This window comes from Achromobacter sp. UBA5777, from assembly GCF_002418565.1.
Lineage (GTDB): Bacteria > Pseudomonadota > Gammaproteobacteria > Burkholderiales > Burkholderiaceae_B > Achromobacter > Achromobacter animicus.
This window is the reverse complement of sequence record NZ_DIEJ01000161.1, coordinates 1-14,659: the sequence shown is the minus strand read 5'-3', so window position 1 is coordinate 14,659 and position 14,659 is coordinate 1. Positions and strand designations below refer to the sequence as shown.

At 65.1% G+C, this 14,659-nt stretch carries 15 protein-coding genes and 1 tRNA gene; 10 read left to right on the top strand and 6 right to left on the bottom strand.

What is annotated here, in order from left to right:
* Positions 1 to 13: 13 nt before the first annotated feature.
* The 3 genes from B3446_RS12485 to B3446_RS12475 all read left to right on the top strand — a co-directional run bounded on the left by B3446_RS12485 (position 14) and on the right by B3446_RS12475 (position 3,722).
* Entirely contained in the window at positions 14 to 1,231 is a 1,218-nt protein-coding gene (locus B3446_RS12485) for a threonine ammonia-lyase (RefSeq protein WP_291381404.1), read from the top strand.
* 552 nt (positions 1,232 to 1,783) lie between these two features.
* Positions 1,784 to 2,206 (top strand): tripartite tricarboxylate transporter TctB family protein, encoded by a 423-nt coding sequence (locus B3446_RS12480; RefSeq protein WP_175184167.1) that lies wholly within the window; start codon positions 1,784 to 1,786, stop codon positions 2,204 to 2,206.
* Positions 2,207 to 2,216: 10 nt separating this feature from the next.
* On the top strand, positions 2,217 to 3,722 hold the full coding sequence (locus B3446_RS12475; RefSeq protein WP_291381401.1) for a tripartite tricarboxylate transporter permease: 1,506 nt from the start codon (positions 2,217 to 2,219) through the stop codon (positions 3,720 to 3,722).
* A gap of 112 nt (positions 3,723 to 3,834) precedes the next feature.
* Here the strand turns inward: B3446_RS12475 and B3446_RS12470 are convergent, their stop codons facing one another.
* From B3446_RS12470 to B3446_RS12455, 4 genes are all read right to left on the bottom strand, one after another.
* Positions 3,835 to 4,377: a PIN domain-containing protein gene (locus B3446_RS12470; RefSeq protein WP_239216225.1), complete on the bottom strand. Its 543-nt coding sequence runs from the start codon at positions 4,375 to 4,377 to the stop codon at positions 3,835 to 3,837.
* A gap of 258 nt (positions 4,378 to 4,635) precedes the next feature.
* Positions 4,636 to 5,301: an SOS response-associated peptidase gene (locus B3446_RS12465; RefSeq protein ID WP_291381399.1), complete on the bottom strand. Its 666-nt coding sequence runs from the start codon at positions 5,299 to 5,301 to the stop codon at positions 4,636 to 4,638.
* 179 nt (positions 5,302 to 5,480) lie between these two features.
* A complete protein-coding gene (locus tag B3446_RS12460) occupies positions 5,481 to 5,687 on the bottom strand; it encodes a sulfatase (RefSeq protein ID WP_286935996.1) in 207 nt (68 codons plus the stop codon).
* Between the two features lies 1 nt (position 5,688).
* Positions 5,689 to 6,447: a GAF domain-containing protein gene (locus B3446_RS12455; RefSeq protein ID WP_291381395.1), complete on the bottom strand. Its 759-nt coding sequence runs from the start codon at positions 6,445 to 6,447 to the stop codon at positions 5,689 to 5,691.
* Positions 6,448 to 7,193: 746 nt separating this feature from the next.
* On the opposite strand from B3446_RS12455, the gene B3446_RS12450 reads away from it, so the two are divergent.
* From B3446_RS12450 to B3446_RS12435, 4 genes are all read left to right on the top strand, one after another.
* On the top strand, positions 7,194 to 8,108 hold the full coding sequence (locus B3446_RS12450; protein WP_291381393.1) for a LysR family transcriptional regulator: 915 nt from the start codon (positions 7,194 to 7,196) through the stop codon (positions 8,106 to 8,108).
* Between the two features lie 169 nt (positions 8,109 to 8,277).
* Positions 8,278 to 9,486, top strand: a complete 1,209-nt coding sequence (locus tag B3446_RS12445) for a CaiB/BaiF CoA transferase family protein (protein WP_291381391.1) — start codon at positions 8,278 to 8,280, stop codon at positions 9,484 to 9,486.
* A gap of 75 nt (positions 9,487 to 9,561) precedes the next feature.
* Positions 9,562 to 10,521, top strand: coding sequence for a Bug family tripartite tricarboxylate transporter substrate binding protein (locus B3446_RS12440; protein WP_191576882.1), 960 nt, complete (start codon positions 9,562 to 9,564; stop codon positions 10,519 to 10,521).
* A 15-nt stretch (positions 10,522 to 10,536) separates the two neighbouring features.
* Positions 10,537 to 11,457, top strand: coding sequence for a hydroxymethylglutaryl-CoA lyase (locus B3446_RS12435; protein WP_279971917.1), 921 nt, complete (start codon positions 10,537 to 10,539; stop codon positions 11,455 to 11,457).
* A 1-nt stretch (position 11,458) separates the two neighbouring features.
* Here the strand turns inward: B3446_RS12435 and B3446_RS12430 are convergent, their stop codons facing one another.
* Both B3446_RS12430 and B3446_RS12425 read right to left on the bottom strand, forming a co-directional pair.
* Entirely contained in the window at positions 11,459 to 11,896 is a 438-nt protein-coding gene (locus B3446_RS12430; RefSeq protein ID WP_175123096.1) for a universal stress protein, read from the bottom strand.
* Between the two features lie 145 nt (positions 11,897 to 12,041).
* A tRNA-Ser gene (locus B3446_RS12425) sits at positions 12,042 to 12,129 on the bottom strand.
* A gap of 155 nt (positions 12,130 to 12,284) precedes the next feature.
* Between B3446_RS12425 and B3446_RS12420 the strand changes: the two genes are divergently transcribed.
* From B3446_RS12420 to secG, 3 genes are all read left to right on the top strand, one after another.
* Complete coding sequence (locus B3446_RS12420; RefSeq protein WP_291381387.1) at positions 12,285 to 13,262, top strand: NAD(P)H-quinone oxidoreductase; 978 nt, start codon at positions 12,285 to 12,287, stop codon at positions 13,260 to 13,262.
* Positions 13,263 to 13,422: 160 nt separating this feature from the next.
* Positions 13,423 to 14,169: a triose-phosphate isomerase gene (tpiA, locus tag B3446_RS12415; protein ID WP_056321524.1), complete on the top strand. Its 747-nt coding sequence runs from the start codon at positions 13,423 to 13,425 to the stop codon at positions 14,167 to 14,169.
* A 21-nt stretch (positions 14,170 to 14,190) separates the two neighbouring features.
* Positions 14,191 to 14,659: preprotein translocase subunit SecG (gene secG, locus B3446_RS12410; RefSeq protein WP_291381365.1), on the top strand; the 469-nt coding region annotated here is incomplete at its 3' end.

The following is a 14,659-nucleotide window of genomic DNA, read 5'->3' as shown; positions in this document are numbered from 1 at the left end:
CCGGATTTCCATCGTGATCGATATCGCATCCATCCAGGCCGCCCGCGAAAAGCTGCGCGGCCAGGTCATGAAGACCCCGTTCACCCTGTCCCGCACACTGTCCGACATTTTCGGCGCCGAGATCTGGCTGAAATTCGAGAACCTGCAGTTCACCGCATCCTTCAAGGAGCGCGGGGCGCTGAACCGCATGCTCACGCTGTCGGACGAGGAGCGCGCCAAGGGCGTGATCGCGGTGTCGGCGGGCAACCACGCGCAAGGCGTGGCCTATCATGCGCAGCGCATGGGCGTGCCGGCGGTGATCGTCATGCCGCGCTTCACGCCGACGGTGAAGGTCGCCAACACGCGGCGCTTCGGCGCCGAAGTCGTTCTGGCGGGCGATACCTTCGACGATGCCAAGGCGCGCGGCTACGAACTGGCTCGCGAACGCGGCCTCATCATGATCCACCCCTACGACGACGAAGCCGTCATGGCGGGGCAGGGGACCGTCGCCCTGGAAATGCTGGAAGACCAGCCAAAGCTGGACACCCTGGTCATCGCCATCGGCGGCGGCGGGCTGATCTCCGGCATCTCCACCGCCGCCAAGGCCGTGAATCCCGACATCGAGATCGTGGGCGTGCAGACAGAGCGCTTTCCGGCCATGTACGCGGCCGTCAAGGGCGTCACCATGCCGCCGGGGCAGTACACCATCGCCGAGGGCATTGCCGTCAAATCGCCCGGCGATCTGACGCTGGCCGTCGTGCAACGCCTGGTCGACCGCATCGAACTGGTCAGCGAAGCGGACATCGAGCACGCCATCGTCGTGCTGCTGGAAATCGAGAAGACCGTCGTGGAAGGCGCCGGCGCCGCGGGCTTGGCCGCCTTGCTGCGCGCGCAGGAAGAGGGCAGCGACCGCTACAAGGGCAAGCGCATCGGCCTGGTGCTGACGGGCGGCAACATCGACCCGCTGATGCTGGGCGAACTGATCGAGCGCGGCATGGTGCGGGCTGGGCGGCTGGCGCGCATTCGCGTCGACCTGCGCGATCTGCCCGGGGCGCTGGCGCATGCCACCAAGCTGATTGCCGATGCGCAGGCCAACATCACGGAAGTGCATCACCAACGCGCCTTCACGTCGCTGCCCGTGCGCAATGTCGAGGTGGATTTCGTGCTCCAGACGCGCGGTCCCGAGCACATCCAGGAAGTGATCGACATCCTGAACGCGGCCGGGTTTGCGGCCAGCAATCACGACCACTGATTGCCAAGGGCAAGGTCGCCATCTTTACTTTCAAACTGCTTTCATGAATCTGTCGCTCCGGCCGAGTTTTCGCCCGGAGCGATTTTCCTTTGGCGATCGGATCGAAGTTGCCCTCGCCTAGGGCCTGCATTTGATGTCCAGAAACCCGCGCAATGGCCGATCCGGAAGCGTACCTACTTAAAAAAATGCATCCGCATATTTCTTCGGTGACCGCTCTGTGATCGGAGGTGGAACTTTTTCCGGTTGATCCAACTTCCTGGAAAACACGCCTTTTCGAAGGAAAATCCGCGATTTCGGGAGCGTAACTACCTCTTGTTCGGGCGCGATATGTCCACGGTATGGTCGCGGGATATCCCCAGGAAAGTCATGGTTCCTACCGATATGAGATATGTCGCCTCACGATTTAATATCCCGCGTTCATGTCGTTGCCGCCGTTGATGCGGCTGCGTTGAACGAGAAATGCTCGCGCCCGAAGTCATGTTTTCTGGGGCCGCGGCGGATTAGGGAGAAAGCAGATTGATAAGAAACAGACAGGATTTCTGGTCTGGCGTCATGTTCATCGTGGTGGGTGGAGGCTTTGCATTGCAGGCGACCCAATACTCCATGGGTAGCGCGGCGCGCATGGGCCCCGGTTACTTTCCGTTCTGGCTCGGCATCGTGCTGGCGCTCATGGGCGCGACGGTGCTGATGAGCGCCTTGTCCCCCCGCGCCGAAAAAACGACGATCGGCCGCTATGACTTCCGCATCCTCTTTCTCGTCGTCGGGTCCGTGTTCCTGTACGGCTTTTCCCTGCGTTATCTCGGCCTGTACCTCTCGGTGTTCCTGCTTGTCCTGATCAGCAGCGTCGCCAGCCACGAATTCAACTGGAAGGTTGCCGTCGCCAACGGCCTGTTCCTCGTGGCGTTCTCCTACCTCGCGTTCATTCGCGGGTTGGGCCTGATCTTTCCGCTGTGGCCCAGCGTGCTGACAAACTGAGGTACCGGACATGGAATTGCTTCAAAACCTGATGCTGGGTTTTTCGGTGGCCTTCACCCCCGAAAACCTGACTTACGCATTCATCGGCTGCCTGCTGGGCACGCTGGTCGGGGTGCTGCCGGGACTGGGTCCCGTGCCGACGATCGCCATGCTGCTGCCCATCACCTACGTGCTGCCGCCCACCGCCGGCCTCATCATGCTGGCCGGCATCTACTACGGCACGCAGTACGGCGGGTCGACGACAGCCATCCTGGTGAACCTGCCGGGCGAGACTTCGGCGGTGGTGACCGTGCTGGACGGGCACCAGATGGCGAGAAACGGTCGGGCGGGCGCCGCACTGTCGCTGGCGGCCATCGGCTCGTTCTTCGCAGGCAGCATCGCCACTGTGCTGATTGCCGCCTTCGCGCCGCCCCTGGCTGAAGTGGCATTCGCGTTTGGCCCGGCCGAATACTTCTCGCTGATGGCGCTAGGCCTGATCGGCGCCGTGGTGCTGGCGTCGGGCTCGCTGCCCAAGGCGATCTGCATGATCCTGCTCGGCCTGCTGCTGGGCATGGTGGGCACCGACGTGAACTCGGGCGTGGCGCGCTATGACTTCAGCATCCCCGAACTGCAGGACGGCATCGACTTTGCCATCGTCGCCATGGGCGTCTTCGGCTTGTCGGAAATCATGAGCAACCTGGAGCTCAAGGAGAACCGGGTCGAGATCACCGACAAGGTCGGTTCGCTGTACCCCAGCCGCCAGGAATTCCGCGAAGCCGCACCCGCCATCGTGCGCGGCACGGCGCTGGGTTCGGCGCTGGGCATCCTGCCGGGTGGCGGTTCCGTGCTGTCGGCCTTTGCGTCCTACACGCTGGAAAAGAAGCTCTCGAAAGAGCCGCAGCGCTTCGGCAAGGGTCATCCCGCCGGCTTGGCCGGTCCCGAATCCGCCAACAACGCGGGCGCGCAGACCTCCTTCATTCCGCTGCTGACCCTGGGCATCCCGGGCAACGCGGTGATGGCGCTGATGGTGGGCGCGATGACCATCCACAACATCCAGCCGGGACCGCAGGTCATGTCCAGCCACCCCGAGCTGTTCTGGGGCCTGATCGCCTCGATGTGGATCGGCAACCTGATGCTGGTGGTGCTGAACCTGCCGCTGATCGGCATCTGGGTGAAGCTGCTGCGCGTGCCGTACCGCATGCTGTTCCCGGCGATCCTGGTCTTCTGCACGATCGGGGTGTATTCGTTGAACTACAACGCCTTCGACATCTTCATGTTCGCCATCTTCGGGATCATCGGCTACGTGTGGAGCAAGCTGGGTTGCGAAGGCGCGCCGTTGTTGCTCGGCCTGGTGCTGGGGCCCATGATGGAAGAGAACTTCCGCCGGGCACTGCTCCTGTCGCGCGGCGAGTTCTCCACCTTTGTCACGCGCCCGCTGTCGGCCACGCTGCTGGCGCTTGCCGCGATCCTGCTGGTGCTGGTTGCGCTGCCTGCGCTGCGCAAGAAGCGCGAAGAGGCTTTCGTCGAGGTCGATTGACGTAACGGTTACGGTTGGCTCCGGGTCTGGTTCGGCGAAAGCCGGCCAGGCCCCTTTTTATTGCCGGCTTTTTATTGCCGGCTTATTGCCGGCGCTTTCATCGCCGAGCGGTCTATTGACGCGCCACCAGGTTCTTCAGGCCGTACAGCCGTTCACGATGCAGTGTTGCAGTCAAAGGCTCCGGCTCGCGGCCCAGCGCGACGTAGTCGGCGGGAATCTGCGCAATGGCGTCTTGCATGTTTTCAGACCCCGCGTGCCACCACTGCACCAGCATTCGGTCCGGGTTGTAGACGTCCAGCCCCTGGCGTCGCAGCTCGGAACGATTGAAATCCTTCAGATTCCACGTCAACACCTGCACGGTCGGCGTCTGAGGCAGCCCGCAGCGCGCGCGCCGCGCCAACCCGGCCGCGATCACGTGGAAATCCTTGGGGTCGCTGTAGCGCAGCGACGCTTCATAGACCTGCGTGTCCGATTCCATGGCCGCCGGAAACCGCGCGTTCATGTCTGCCCAGAACTCGGCCATGACCTCCGGAGGAATGTCCCAGATGCGGCAGGCGTTGCGGCGCCATTCCTCGCCGATGCGCTCGGTCCACACGGGCTGGAACACGCCGGCCTCGGCCAGGCGCAGCAACAGGCGGCGCAGGATGCCGGACATGAGGACGCAGGCGTCCAAGACGATGAACGGGGGAGAAGCGGGGAGGGAGGTCAAGATCGGTTCGGTCGCTGGCCCGGGCAGCGCGCACGAGCCGTGCGTCGATGGCCGCCGGGCGGGCGGGTAAATAAGAGGCGAGGCAGAAGAATAGTTGTTTTTCTGGTGGTCTGCCGGGCGGGGGTTTTGTTCCGGAGTCCGTCCGCCGCTTTCCTCATCCGGCCGCAGGCGCCGCGCCAGATGCCGGCGCCGTCGACAGTCACGTCACGCCATTGGTGTCGCCGTCAGCATGTCCGCCGGAAACGGCACCAGCATCTCGCGGCTGTGGGTGGCAGAGGCGGTCAGCCAGTCGCCATAGGCGCCCTCGGGCAGGATGACCACCATGCGCTTTTCCGTGTTGGGCTGGTGATAGCGGCTGAAAAGGGGATCGTTGTCGGCGTTGATGGTGAGCATGGTGTAGCTCTCCTGCCATTGCCCCGCCGCATCGCGATAGCGGTCCCACAAACCCGCGATGCCCAATGGCTTGCCGTCGGCGCGGGTGAAGCGGGTGGCCACGGCCTTGCCGGACGTCCAGTCCGGCTCGAAGATCGCGTCGGCGGGAATGATGCAGTGCTGCGCGCGGCGCCACGCGTTGCCGAAGGTGTACGAGCCCGCGGCCGTCTCCGCGCGGGCGTTGAAGGTGGACAGCTTGCCGGCCCGTTCCAGGCCGCCTGCACGCGTCATCGCGCTGATCAGACCCCAGCGGCCCGCGGCGGCCTCACGATCAGGAACGGCATCGTCGCCGGCGTCATGCTCCGGCGGACGCCGCACGAACACCCCTTCATAGCGGGGCCACATGTCGTACTTGCCGATGGCGGCGGGTCTGGTGCGCACGCCGAATTTCTGCAGCAGCAGTTCGGCGTCCTTGAGCGTCTGGTAGTGCGAACACATGCACGGGCTCCCGGAATGACGGGGAGGCGCGGGGTGGCGCCTCCGGGGGATCCAAGCTTGCCGTGTGGGCGTGCGATTTGTCTAGCGTGAGGGAATGCGAAAAGGTGTGGCAAGCAGGACGTTCATGCGGCGCGGGGCGACAGATGCTGAAAAGGAAGCTCGAAAGCTTCCTTTTTTCATTATGCGGCGACCATCTTCTTGATCGGGGCCGGAGGTCCGGGTTCTTCCCGGGCGCCTTGTGTGATGCCGCTGCTACCGCTGGTGATGGCGCGCAAACCGGAGTCCGTGAGGGTGAGCTGTCGTACCGTGATCTTGGCGTCCGGTTTCGAGATGACCGTTGCCTCTTTTACGAAGGTCCAACGTGAGCGCGGGGTGGCAGTTGTCATGTCAATACCTTTTCGTGACGAAATCGCTGATGGCTTCGCAGCCGGCGCCAACTATTTCCATTACATCGTTACGGGCGAACAATGCACGGTCACTTGAATCGAAGTAGATCACGCCCACTGCATGCTGTCGAGAAGCGTCTAGGACAGGAATGGCCAATGCGGAATATCGCCCCGGCGTGAGTCTGCGAGCTTGTGCCGTAGTGTACCCCCAGGCATCAACGAGCTCATCTCTCAATTGTTCGTCCGTCGCGGTTTCGCTCGACATATCAAATGGGGTCTTATTGCGGATGGCTTTACCGGTGATGCCCGCGTTCACTGGAAACGTTCGGCCAACCCCTTCGCCGCTTCCGCCTGCATAGTTGATGATCTGCTCGATCTCAGTCGGATCGTTGACAGGAGGGACGACTCGATGAAAGGTTGCCCGCAAGTCCGACCCGCATTCTCGGGTAGCGCAATGCTTGGCGAGCATATGGTGTACGGTGGACACCGCAGCATACAGCCCTTCGTGGACGGCGGCGGGGCTGTCTTTGGTATCCTCCCCTCGAGCTACGCTGACGCGAACCATGAGGGCGGCAATAAGCCAAAAGAAAGCAAGAGCGGCGCAACCGAAAAGGAAGTAATCAGGCTTTGGCTCATGCCACAGCTTTATCGCCGCAATGCCGGCCGCGAAGATAGGCGGCACGTTATACAGGAGTTCACGCGGCCAGCGCTTCTCGAGCAGCCGTCGCTTTCTGGCGCCGGGGATTTCTTTCAGGCGCATAGGGATCCCTCCTGTTCGGACCCGTCGGGTGGTAGGTGACCGATTCTGCGAGGTAAGTCTAGCTTGGCTGTTATCGCGGTAGCCAAGGCTCAACAAAAATCAGACAGAGTCGCGCATAACGCTTGCCAGGCATTGGTGCCAATGGGCATGCGAAACAATCATGAACAGCTGCGGGAGGCGCGTGGCGTTGCGGCCCCTCACGGGCACAGCGAACGTCAAAGAAGGCGGCGCGGAAATGGCGTCCTGCCTTGGAACGTGATGCAGCGGGGTGGTGCCCGAGACCGGAATCGAACCGGTACGGCCGCGAGGCCGAGGGATTTTCTTACCACTTCGGCTTTCGCCGCCAGCACAGGCTTGCTGTTCGTGGTCTGGAGCACGCCTTCACCATAGCCTTTTCGGCCTTAGGTGCCCGCCGTCTGCTCTCTACACCTTCCCCGATATGTCATCGGGGCTTGGCTCGGCGTTAGCGCGGAACGGGTCCAGGGCCTTCGCCGAGTTTGACGGGCTTCACCTTTGGAGTTTCCTCCAGAGGGCTCAAATTTGTTCAAGTCCCTTGTGTCTACCAATTTCACCACTCGGGCGATGCGCGTCCCGCGAGGGGCCGGCAGCGGGCGAGACTATACCACCTTGGCAGCGGGGACATTGGCGACGCGCACGCGGGTAACGGGTAATCGCGACAGGAACCGGACCTGCAGGCGGGTAAACCCCGACCCCGCGCGGCGGGACTACGGACGACACTTTGCGCCATGAAGCCCAGCCCGCCCGCCCCGCCGTCCCGCGACATCGACCCCGTTTCCCTGCGCCTGTTCCTCGCTGCGCTCGAAGAGGGCAGCCTTGCGCGCGCCGCCGCCCGCGAGAACATCGTGCCGTCGGCCGTCAGCAAGCGCATGTCGGAAATGGAAGAGGCGTTCGGCGTGCCGCTGCTCGAGCGCGGCGTGAAGGGCGTGCAGCCGACGCCGGCCGGCGATGCGCTGGCCGCGCACGTGCGCCGCGTGCTGGAGGATATGGACCGCATGCACCGCGACATGGCGGGATTTGCGACCGGGGTGCGCGGGCATATCCGGCTGGCCGTCAGTTTTGCCGCCTTGTCGGGCGACCTGCCGGCGCAGATCCAGTCCTTCCGGCGCGCGAATCCGCAAATCGACATCTCGCTGGAAGAGGACACCACGCAGACGGCGTTCCGCGCCGTGCTGGAAGGGCGGGCGGACGTGGCGGCCGGTTCCGACTTTGGACACGAAGGCCTGCAGGTGTTTCCCTTTGGCCATTGCGAACTGGCGGCGGTGGTGCCGGGCCGGCATCTGCTGGCCGACCGGGAGACGCTCGGTTATGCACAGTTGCTGCCGTTCGAGCAGATCGAGCTGAACCGCGATAACGGCATCAGCAGCGTGTTCGATCAGGCGGCGCGCGAGGCGGGCATGACGCGCCGCATCAGCGCGCGTGTGAGTTCGCACGAAACCATTTGCCTGCTGGTGTCGCGCGGCATGGGCGTGGCGGTGGTGCCGCATTATCTGAAGCCGCGACTGGCGCACCTGGATATTCGCTTCATTCCGCTGGAAGGGCCGTGGTCCAGCACGCCGCTGTGCATTGCGGTGCGGGATCCGGAAGCGCTGTCGCCGGCTGCGCGTGCGCTGCTCGCGCATCTGGGTGTGCTGGGGGATTGACGCCCTCAGGGCTTACCCGGACGTTCCGAAACGAGAATGCCCCCGTGCTGAAAGACCGCTACCCGCGGGTGCCGCCCGCCCGCGATCATGCAGGCATGCCGGCGCGGCGGACGAGTTTCCGAGGCTGACGCCGCGCTCCCATCGAACAGGCTGGCAAGAGGAACCGCAGATGACAGCAGCACCGGCTTCACCCTTCATGGACAGCACCGAACTGCCGCTGCGCGGCATCAAGGTCCTGGAACTGTCTCACATGATCATGGGGCCGGCCGCCGGCCTGTCGCTGGCGGACCTGGGCGCAGACGTCATCAAGGTCGAACCGATCGACGGCGACCGCACGCGGCGCTTGAAGGGATCCGGCAGCGGCTACTTTCCGGTCTTCAACCGCAATAAGCAGAGTCTTGCGATCGACCTCAAGTCGCCGGAAGGCCAGGAGGTCGTGCGCAAGCTGGCGCTGCAGACCGACATGATCGTGGAGAACTTCCGCGACGGCAGTCTGGCGCAGTACGGGCTCGATTACGAATCGCTGTCGGCCGAGAACCCGGGGCTGATCTATGTGTCGCTCAAGGGCTTTTTGTCCGGTCCCTACAAACACCGCACGGCGCTGGACGAGGTGGTGCAGATGATGGGGGGGCTGGCGTACATCAATGGCGGCGCGGACACGCCGCAGCGCGTGGCGGCGTCGGTCAACGACATCCTGGGCGGCACGTTCGGCGTGGTGGGCGCGCTGGCCGCGCTGCACGACCGGCATGCCACCGGCCGCGGACGCCATGTGCGTTCCGGGCTCTTTGAGAACAATCTGCTGCTGGTCGCCCAGTTCATCGCGCAATTCCAATTGACGGGCACGGCGCCGAAACCCATGGGTGCGGAGCGCAAGCCGCCATGGGGGGTGTACGACGTCTTCGAGACCGCCGATGGCCGCGTGTTCGTCGCAGTGGTGGGCGATGCGCAATGGCGTAACTTCGCGCAGAGATTCCTGCCGCCCGAATGGGCCGCGGATCCGCGCCTGGCCACCGCCGTCGACCGAGAGGCCGCGCGTTCGTGGCTGGTGCCGGGCGTGGGCGAAATCCTGAAGACCTGGAAGACCGACGAGCTGTGCGCCGCGCTGGAGGAAGCCAATCTGTCGTATGGCCCGATCCGCCAGCCGCACGACTTGCTCGACGACGCACATCTGAACGCGGGCGGCGCGCTGTTGCCGACCCGGCTGCCGGACGGCGGCGAGATCTCGGCCGCCGCGCTGCCCATCGAGTTCGATGGCCGCAAGGCGGGCAAGCGGTTCGATCCGCCGACCCAAGGCGCGCAGACGCACGCCATTCTTCAGGGCCTGGGCCTGGATGCCGCACGCATCGACGCCTTGCGCACGGCCGGAGTGATTGCATGACGCCAGGGCGTTAGCGCCCGATTTCTGTCGAGGCGGCGTCAGACCGCCAAGACATCCATCAAAGAGGAGACACCCATGATCCGCAAACTCGTTGCGCTGGCTGCACTGGCCGTCGCATGTACCGCTACTGCGCAGGACTATCCGAACAAGCCCATCCGCATCATCATCCCATCCACGCCGGGCGGCGGCACCGACTACATCGGCCGCCTGATGAGCACCAAGCTGCACGAACTGAACGGCTGGGCGGTCGTGCCCGAAAACAAGCCCGGCGCCGGCACGGCGCTCGGCCTGGCCGAAGCGGCGCGCTCGCCCGCGCAGGGCTATGACCTGGTGATCGGCCAGTCCGACAACGTGACGCTGATTCCGCTGCTGATGAAAGTGGCCTACGACCCGGTGAAGGATCTGACGCCGGTGGCGCTGGTGGCCACGACGCCGATGGTGCTGCTGGTGGCCGAGGCCTCGCCTTACAAGACGCTGCCTCAGGTGATCGAAGCGGCCAAGAAGGAGCCCAACAAGATTTCGTACGGCACGTCGGGCACCGGCGGGGGCGTGCACATCGCAATGGAGATGCTGCAGCACGAAGCCGGCTTCAAGATGCAGCACGTGCCGTACAAGGGCTCGGCGCCGGCGCTGGCCGACCTGATGGGCGGGCATCTGCAATTCGCGGGCTCGTCGATTTCGTCGGCGGCCACGCTGATCAAGTCGGGCAAGGTGCGCGCGCTGGCGGTGACCTCGCCCAAGCGCAACCCGGCCTTGCCGGACGTGCCGACCGTGGCGGAGCTGGGATACAAGGACTTCAGCGTGGTGACCTACTACGGCGTGCTGGCCCCGGCCAAGACGCCCGACGCCATCGTTACGCGGCTGAACAGCGACTTCAACAAGCTGCTGGCGCGCCAGGATGTGAAGGACGCGCTGGCGTCACAGGGACTCGAGACCGACCCCGTATCCAGCGCACAGTTTGCCGCGCTGATCCAGTCGGACATCGGCAAGGCGCAGCAGACCATCAAGAGCGCCGGCATCGTCATTCAGCAATAAGACACGGGAGCGCACATGAATCAGGAAGTCAGGCTTTGCGAGGTCGGGCCGCGCGATGGGTTGCAGATGGCCAAGGGCATGATGCCGGGCGCCGACAAGCTGCGCTGGATCCGGCAACTGGCCGCAGCCGGGCTGCGCGAGATCGAAGTGGGCAGCTTCGTGTCGCCGCGACTCGTGCCGCAGATGGCGGACACGGGCGACATCCTGCCCGAAGTGCTGAAGATCGACGGGCTGACGGTGTGCGCGCTGGCGTGCAATCTGAAGGGCGCCATCGCCGCCTACGAGGCCGGTGCGCACGTGCTGGCGTTTCCCGTGTCGGTCAGCGACACGCACAGCCGCGCCAACGTGGGCAAGGGCACCGACGCGCAGGTCGACATGCTGGCCGCCATCGTGGACTGGGTGCGTTCGCAGGCGCGGCCGATGCGTATCGACGCCGCCGTCGCCACCGCGTTCGGGTGTTCGATGGAGGGCGAGGTGCCGGTGCGGCGCGTGGCCGAGGTCGCGGCCGCGGTGGCGCGCGTGGGCGCCGATGAAATCGCGCTGGCCGATACCGTGGGCTATGCGCACCCCGGGCGCGTGCGCGAGGCGGTGCGTGCCGCGCAGGACGCCGTGGGCGCGCGGCTGACCAAACTGCATCTGCACGACACGATGGGATTGGGCCTGGCGAATGCGCTGGCCGGGTTGGACGAAGGCATCCGCGCCTTCGATTCCTGCCTGGGCGGGCTGGGTGGTTGCCCGTTTGCGCCGGGGGCCTCGGGCAACATCGTCACCGAGGACCTGGTGTTCATGCTGGAAAGCATGGGGTACCGCACGGGCGTTGACCTGACCCGCTTGCTGGCGGCGCGGCCCCTGCTGGCAGAATCATTGCCGCAGGAAACCCTGCGCAGCGGCGTGGCCGCCGCCGGCATTCCCGGGACCTACGCGGCCACCGCTTAGGTCAGCGATACACCAGGACGGGCAGGGTGGTGTGCGCCAGCACCTTCTGCGTCTGGCTGCCCAGCAGCAGCGCGGCCATGCCCCCACGGCCGTGCGAAGACATGGCAATCAGGTCGCAGTTGCGCGTCATGGCCACGTCGACGATCACCTGATAAGGCGAGTCGCTCTCGCGCATTTCCGTGACGCAGGCCACGCCGGCGGTGCTGGCCTTGCCGGCGGCTTCGGACAGATACGAGCTGGCCAGCTCGCGCGCCTGGTTTTCGTAGATGCCGCGCATGCCTTCAAGCTGCACGGATTCCATGGAGGGCATCTCGAACGGGCTGTATACGGTCAGGACCGTGACGCTGGCGTCCAACGCACGCGCAAGCGCAAGGGCTTGTTCCAGGCCGGAGTTGGCCAGGCTGGATCCGTCGATGGGGATGAGTATGTGCTTGTACATGGCAACCTCCAGAGGGAATCTGCGTCCATGGTACGCCCGTTGGGGTCGTCCCGTTGGGTCGGCCCGATGAGGACGGCCCGTTTGGGACGGCCTGTGGAGGACGGCCTGTGGAGGACGGCCCATTTGGGACGGTTGCCTCTGAATCTGGCGGAAGCGGTGAGATTCGAACTCACGAACGGTTGCCCGTTGCCGGTTTTCAAGACCGGTGCAATCGACCACTCTGCCACGCTTCCGGGGTGTTGCCAGTACTGCCGGCGATTTTGCCTGCCGGATTGCCCGCAGTGCCGCCAGTCTATTGCGGCCGCCAGGCAAACATTCTGCCCGAACGGAATCACGATATGCCGCAAAGGGCGCAATAATAATCCATTTGCTGCAAAGGAGGCACGCGATGCACGCTGTTGAAATCACCCGCCCCGGTGGCCCCGAAGTCCTCGTCCCCGTGGAACGCCCCACGCCCGAGGCCGGCGCCGGCGAAGTTCTGATCAAAGTGACCGCTGCGGGCATCAACCGCCCCGACGTGTTCCAGCGCAAGGGCAACTACGCCCCGCCGCGCGGCGCATCCGACCTGCCGGGCCTGGAAGTGGCCGGTGAAATCGTCGGCGGCGACGTGGCCGGCAGCGGCTTTGCCGTGGGCGACAAGGTCTGCGCCCTGGTCGCGGGCGGCGGCTATGCCGAATACTGCGTCGCGCCCGTCGCGCAATGCCTGCCGATTCCCAAAGGCCTGTCCGACATCGAGGCCGCCGGCCTGCCGGAAACCTATTTCACCGTGTGGAGCAACGTGTTCGACCGCGGCCGCCTGTCCGAAGGCGAGGCGCTGCTGGTCCATGGCGGCGCCAGCGGCATCGGCACCACGGCCATCCAGCTGGCCCGTGCGATGGGTCACAAGGTCTACGCGACGGTCGGTAGCGACGATCGCGCCCGTGCCGTCGAGGCGCTGGGCGCCGACAAGGGCATCAACTACAAGACGCAGGACTTCGTGAAGGAAGTGCTGGACGCTACTGGCGGACGCGGCGTCGACGTGATTCTGGACATGGTGGCCGGCGATTACATTGCCCGCGACATGCAGTGCCTGGCCGATGATGGCCGTATCGTCATCATCGCGCAGCTGGGCGGCTCGCACGCCAATGTGGATACCGCCCAGGTCATGCGCCGTCGCTTGACCATCACCGGTTCCACCCTGCGGCCCCGTCCGGTCGCCTTCAAGGGCGCCATCGCCCGCGCGTTGCGCGAGCAGGCGTGGCCACTGCTGGAAAAAGGGGCCATCAAGCCCATCGTCCACGCCACGTTCCCGCTGGCTGACGCTTCCAAGGCGCACGCCATGATGGAAGGCGGGGAAAACATCGGCAAAATCATCCTGACCATGTAAGAAACGCGCGGCGTTCGGCGTATCGCCGCGCAACAGGATACAATCTCGGGTTTCGCCTGGAATTTTTTCCAGGCAGGCCCGTGGGCGGTTGCTGCACAAGGCCCCTGTATCAGGACCTGCAGGCTCACCCCCTCACTCCCAATCGTCAGACAAATTCGCCATGACTTCAGTCGAAAACCGCGCCCGCCTCGTGCTGGGCAACTGGAAGATGCACGGCAACCTTGCCGAGAACGCCGCGTTGCTGACCGAGCTTCGTGCCGCGGATGCGGCGGGCCACTGCGAAATCGGCATCTGTGTTCCGTTTCCCTACTTGGCGCAGGCTGCTTCGGCCCTGACCGGCAGCAGCGTGTCCTGGGGCGCGCAAGATGTCAGCGCGCACGACAAGGGCGCGTACACGGGTGAAGTTTCCGGTTCGATGCTGAAGGAATTCGGCTGCCGCTGGGCGCTTGCCGGCCACTCCGAGCGCCGCGTGCTGCACGGCGAAACCGACGAGATCGTGGCCGCCAAGGCCCAGGCCGCACTGGCCGCCGGCCTGACCCCCGTGGTCTGCGTCGGGGAATCCCTGGCCGACCGCGAAGCCGGCAACACGCTGGCCGTGATCGAACGGCAGCTCAAGCCTGTGCTGGCGTTGGGCGCCGATGCGGTTTCCCGCATGGTTCTCGCCTATGAACCCGTCTGGGCCATCGGCACCGGCCGCACGGCCTCGCCGGAGCAGGCCCAGGAAGTCCACGGCGCCATCCGCGCCGCCCTGCGCGCGCTCGGCGCGGCACAGGTCCAGGTGTTGTACGGCGGCAGCGTCAAAGCCGCCAACGCCTCCAGTTTGTTCGCCATGACTGATATCGACGGAGCCCTGGTCGGCGGCGCGTCGCTCGTGGCGGAAGAGTTTTTGCGAATTGCCGCCATCTAAGTTTCCGTTCCGGAGTCTGTAATGCCCCTGATGCTCAAAATTCTGCTGGCCGTCCAAGTGATCTCGGCGCTGGCTATCATCGTCCTGGTCCTGCTTCAGCAGGGCAAAGGCGCCGACATGGGCTCCGCTTTCGGTAGCGGCTCGTCGGGCAGCCTGTTCGGCGCCACCGGTGCGGCCAACTTCCTGTCGCGCGCCACCAAGTGGGCCGCGGTCGTGTTCTTTGCCTCCACCGCTGGTCTGGCCTACTTCAGCCACAAGGGCACCGCTGGCCCCGCTGTGGATTCCGGCGTGATGCAAAGCTTCCCGGCCGACCGTTCGGTCCCGCAAGCGCCGGGTTCCTCGGTGCCGGCCACGCCGGGCGCATCGTCCGTCCCGGGCGCATCGTCCGTGCCCGCCACGCCGGCGCCCGCCCAGCCCGACGCCTCCGTGCCGGCGGCTCCCGCTGCCCCCGCCGCCCCCGCCGGGGGAAAAACCGCGGGGGGGCCCGGCC

Bases quoted from the DNA above. Each gene is read 5' to 3' on its own strand.
- tpiA (WP_056321524.1), top strand. From the start codon at position 13,423: ATGACTTCAGTCGAAAACCGCGCCCGCCTCGTGCTGGGCAACTGGAAG.
- B3446_RS12450 (WP_291381393.1), top strand. From the start codon at position 7,194: ATGAAGCCCAGCCCGCCCGCCCCGCCGTCCCGCGACATCGACCCCGTT.
- B3446_RS12475 (WP_291381401.1), top strand. From the start codon at position 2,217: ATGGAATTGCTTCAAAACCTGATGCTGGGTTTTTCGGTGGCCTTCACC.
- B3446_RS12480 (WP_175184167.1), top strand. From the start codon at position 1,784: ATGTTCATCGTGGTGGGTGGAGGCTTTGCATTGCAGGCGACCCAATAC.
- B3446_RS12455 (WP_291381395.1), bottom strand. From the start codon at position 6,447: ATGCGCCTGAAAGAAATCCCCGGCGCCAGAAAGCGACGGCTGCTCGAG.
- B3446_RS12465 (WP_291381399.1), bottom strand. From the start codon at position 5,301: ATGTGTTCGCACTACCAGACGCTCAAGGACGCCGAACTGCTGCTGCAG.
- B3446_RS12440 (WP_191576882.1), top strand. From the start codon at position 9,562: ATGATCCGCAAACTCGTTGCGCTGGCTGCACTGGCCGTCGCATGTACC.
- B3446_RS12460 (WP_286935996.1), bottom strand. From the start codon at position 5,687: ATGACAACTGCCACCCCGCGCTCACGTTGGACCTTCGTAAAAGAGGCA.
- B3446_RS12420 (WP_291381387.1), top strand. From the start codon at position 12,285: ATGCACGCTGTTGAAATCACCCGCCCCGGTGGCCCCGAAGTCCTCGTC.
- B3446_RS12445 (WP_291381391.1), top strand. From the start codon at position 8,278: ATGACAGCAGCACCGGCTTCACCCTTCATGGACAGCACCGAACTGCCG.
- B3446_RS12435 (WP_279971917.1), top strand. From the start codon at position 10,537: ATGAATCAGGAAGTCAGGCTTTGCGAGGTCGGGCCGCGCGATGGGTTG.
- B3446_RS12470 (WP_239216225.1), bottom strand. From the start codon at position 4,377: ATGTCCGGCATCCTGCGCCGCCTGTTGCTGCGCCTGGCCGAGGCCGGC.
- B3446_RS12430 (WP_175123096.1), bottom strand. From the start codon at position 11,896: ATGTACAAGCACATACTCATCCCCATCGACGGATCCAGCCTGGCCAAC.